A 3,563-nucleotide genomic window follows, 5' to 3' on the forward strand; every position below is an offset into this window, starting at 1 on the left:
GCCTAAAACAATYCGTATCGGTTGCGCCAGCGCCTTCTGGGGCGATACCTCGACCGCTGCCGCGCAACTCGTGGAACACGGGCATCTGGACTATCTGGTCTTCGACTACCTGGCCGAGATCACTCTGTCGATCATGGCCGGCGCGCGGATGAAAGATCCCCAGGCCGGCTATGCGGGCGACTTCATCGAAGTCCTCGAGCCCTTGCTGCCGCAACTCGCGGCGCACAACATCCGGGTCATCAGCAATGCCGGCGGGGTCAATCCCCAAGCCTGCGCCGCCGCCCTGCAAGCAGCCTGCGACAAGGCCGGGGTGGCGCTGAAGATCGCCGTGCTGCTGGGCGATGACTTGCAGCCGCAATTCAAACAGCTGGGCAACCTGGGCATTCATGAAATGTTCAGCGGCGCACCCCTACCCTCGATGTGCGTCTCGACCAATGCCTACCTCGGCGCACCCGGCATCGTCGAAGCCTTGCGTCTGGGGGCGGACATCGTGATCACCGGGCGCGTGGTCGACAGTGCGGTGGTCAGTGCTGCGCTGGTGCATGAGTTCGGCTGGTCGTGGCACGACTACGACAAGCTCGCCCAGGCGGCATTGGCCGGGCACATAATCGAATGCGGCGCCCAATGCACCGGCGGCAACTTCACGGATTGGCGCGACGTGCCCGACTACGAACACATCGGTTTTCCCATCGTCGAAGTCAGCGCCGACAGCCAGTTCATCGTCAGCAAACCCGAAGGGACCGGCGGGCTGATCACGCCGCTGACGGTGGGCGAACAGATGCTGTACGAAATCGGTGACCCACGTGCCTACCTGCTGCCCGATGTGGTGTGCGATTTCACTCAGGTCAAACTGCTGCAACAGGGCAAGAACGCGGTACAGGTACACGGCGCCAAAGGTCTGCCGCCGACCGCTCAATACAAGGTCAGCGCCACCTGCCTCGATGGTTTTCGCTGCACCGCCAGTTGCCTGATTGCCGGCATTGATGCCGTCGACAAGGCGCGGCGAGTCAGCGATGCGATCATCAACAAGACCTCGGAAATGTTCCACCAGCGCGGCTGGGCGCCGTACAGCGACGTGAGTATCGAGTTGCTGGGCAGCGAGGCCACCTACGGCCCCCACGGCCAGCGTCAGGACAGCCGCGAAGTGGTGATCAAACTCGCGGTACGCCATCCGGACAAGCAGGCCTTGATCGTGTTCTCTCGGGAAATCGCCCAGGCCGCCACCGGCATGGCGCCGGGGCTGACCGGCATTGTCGGTGGCCGGCCGACGGTGTATCCGCTGATCCGGCTGTTCTCGTTCCTGATCGACAAAACCGCCTGCACGCTGGACATTGATTGCATGGGCCAGCGCCACCGGTGTGCCCTGCCCGCCCTCGATGTGCTCGACCCGCTGGACCTGCCAGCTCCGCTCGCGCCACCGAAACCGGTTGGCCTGGCCGACGCCAGCGTGGCCCTGGTCAAACTGGCGGTCGCCCGTTCCGGCGACAAGGGCAACCACAGCAACATCGGCGTCATGGCCCGCGAGCCCGAGTTCCTGCCATGGATCGCCGAAGCCTTGACCCCGGAAGTGATCGTCGACTGGATGGGCCACGTCCTCGATCCCATCCACGGGCGAGTCGAATGCTGGTACTTGCCCGCCAGCCACAGCCTGAATTTCCTGCTGGAAAACGCCCTCGGCGGCGGCGGTGTCGCCAGCCTGCGAATCGATCCGCAAGGCAAAGCCTTCGCCCAACAACTGCTGGAAATCCAGATTCCGGTGCCGCAGCGCATCGCCGACCAGTTCAACTAGAGGATTGCCGCCATGGCCTACGATTCGATTTTCAAAGCCGATTTGTTTGCCGGCAAAAACATCATCGTCACCGGTGGCGGCAGTGGTATCGGCCGCTGCACCGCCCACGAACTGGCGGCCCTCGGTGCCCATGTGCTGCTGGTCGGGCGCAAGGCCGACAAGCTGAAAACCGTTGCGGCAGAGATTGCCGAAGACGGCGGCAAGGCCGATTGGGCGGTTTGCGACATCCGCGAGGAAGAACCGGTGCAACACCTGGTCAGCGAATTGATCCGCAAGCATGGCCCCATTCATGGCCTGGTCAACAATGCGGGCGGGCAGTACCCGTCGCCCTTGGCCTCGATCAATCAGAAGGGTTTCGAAACCGTGATGCGCACCAACCTGGTGGGCGGTTTCCTGATGGCCCGGGAAGTGTTCAACCAGTCCATGAGCAAGCACGGCGGCGCCATCGTCAACATGCTCGCCGACATGTGGGGGGGCATGCCCGGTATGGGTCACTCCGGCGCGGCACGTTCGGGCATGGACAACCTGACCAAGACCGCCGCGTACGAATGGGGTCATGCCGGGGTGAGGGTCAACGCCGTGGCACCGGGCTGGATTGCCTCCAGCGGCATGGACACCTACGAAGGCGCATTCAAGGCTGCGATTCCGACTTTGCGCGAACACGTGCCGCTCAAGCGCATCGGCACCGAATCGGAAGTCAGCGCGGCGATTGTTTTCCTGCTCAGCCCGGCAGCGGCGTTCGTCAGCGGCAGTACCTTGCGCATCGACGGCGCCGCCAGCCTCGGCGGGCGCGCCTGGCCAATCCACAAGGCAACCAACAGCGAGTCGTACAACGGTTTCCACCGCGCCTACATACCAGACGTATTGAAGGACAAGGAATAACCCATGCCGGTGATTCAGTCGTTACTCGATCCCCACAGCGAGCCGTTCGCCCAGAACCGTGCGGCGATGCTGAGCGCCATCGAGCAAGTCCGCACGCTCGAACAGATCCTGCTGAACAAGGCTGCCGAAGCCAAACCCAGGTTCGAAAAACGTGGTCAGTTATTGCCTCGCGAACGCCTCAATCTGCTACTGGACCCCGGCGCGCCGTTTCTCGAACTGGCCAGCCTGGCCGGCTACAAGCTGCACGACGACAAGGACGGCAGCTGCGCCGGTGGCGGTTTGATCGCGGGCATCGGCTACGTGTCTGGCGTGCGTGTGCTGGTAGTCGCGAACAATAGCGCGATCAAGGGCGGGACCATCTCCCCCAGCGGTTTGAAGAAATCCCTGCGCCTGCAACAGATCGCCATGGAAAACAAACTGCCGGTAATCACCCTCGCCGAAAGTGGCGGCGCCAACCTCAATTACGCGGCGGAGATTTTCGTCGAAGGCGCACGCAGCTTTGCCAATCAGGCGCGGATGTCGGCCATGGGTTTGCCGCAGGTCACCGTGGTGCACGGCTCGGCCACGGCGGGCGGAGCCTATCAGCCGGGATTGTCGGATTACGTGGTGGTGGTGCGCGGCAAGGCCAAGCTGTTCCTCGCAGGTCCCCCACTGCTCAAGGCCGCCACCGGCGAAGTCGCGACCGATGAAGAACTGGGCGGCGCCGAGATGCACGCACAAACCGCCGGTACCGCCGAATACCTGGCCGAGAACGACGCCGACGGTGTGCGTCAGGTACGCGAAATTGTCAGCCTGCTGCCGTGGAACGAGCAGTTGCCCCCACTCCCCGAACGTCGCTGGGAGGAGCCGCTCTACCCCATCGACGAACTGCTGGGCCTGATTCCGGATGATC

General features: G+C 63.4%; 3 protein-coding genes. All 3 read left to right on the plus strand.

Features of this window, described 5'->3' with window-relative positions; genetic code table 11:
- The coding region (locus tag ACXRVY_RS20370; protein ID WP_458238093.1) for an acyclic terpene utilization AtuA family protein at positions 1-1,789 on the plus strand (1,789 nt) is incomplete at its 5' end.
- 12 nt (positions 1,790-1,801) lie between these two features.
- Complete coding sequence (locus ACXRVY_RS20375) at positions 1,802-2,671, plus strand: SDR family oxidoreductase (protein ID WP_223463458.1); 870 nt, start codon at positions 1,802-1,804, stop codon at positions 2,669-2,671.
- Positions 2,672-2,674: 3 nt separating this feature from the next.
- Positions 2,675-3,563, plus strand: an 889-nt coding sequence (locus tag ACXRVY_RS20380) for a carboxyl transferase domain-containing protein (protein WP_458238094.1), incomplete at its 3' end; no start/stop codon positions are given.

This window comes from Pseudomonas sp. P5_A2_2 (assembly GCF_054177685.1).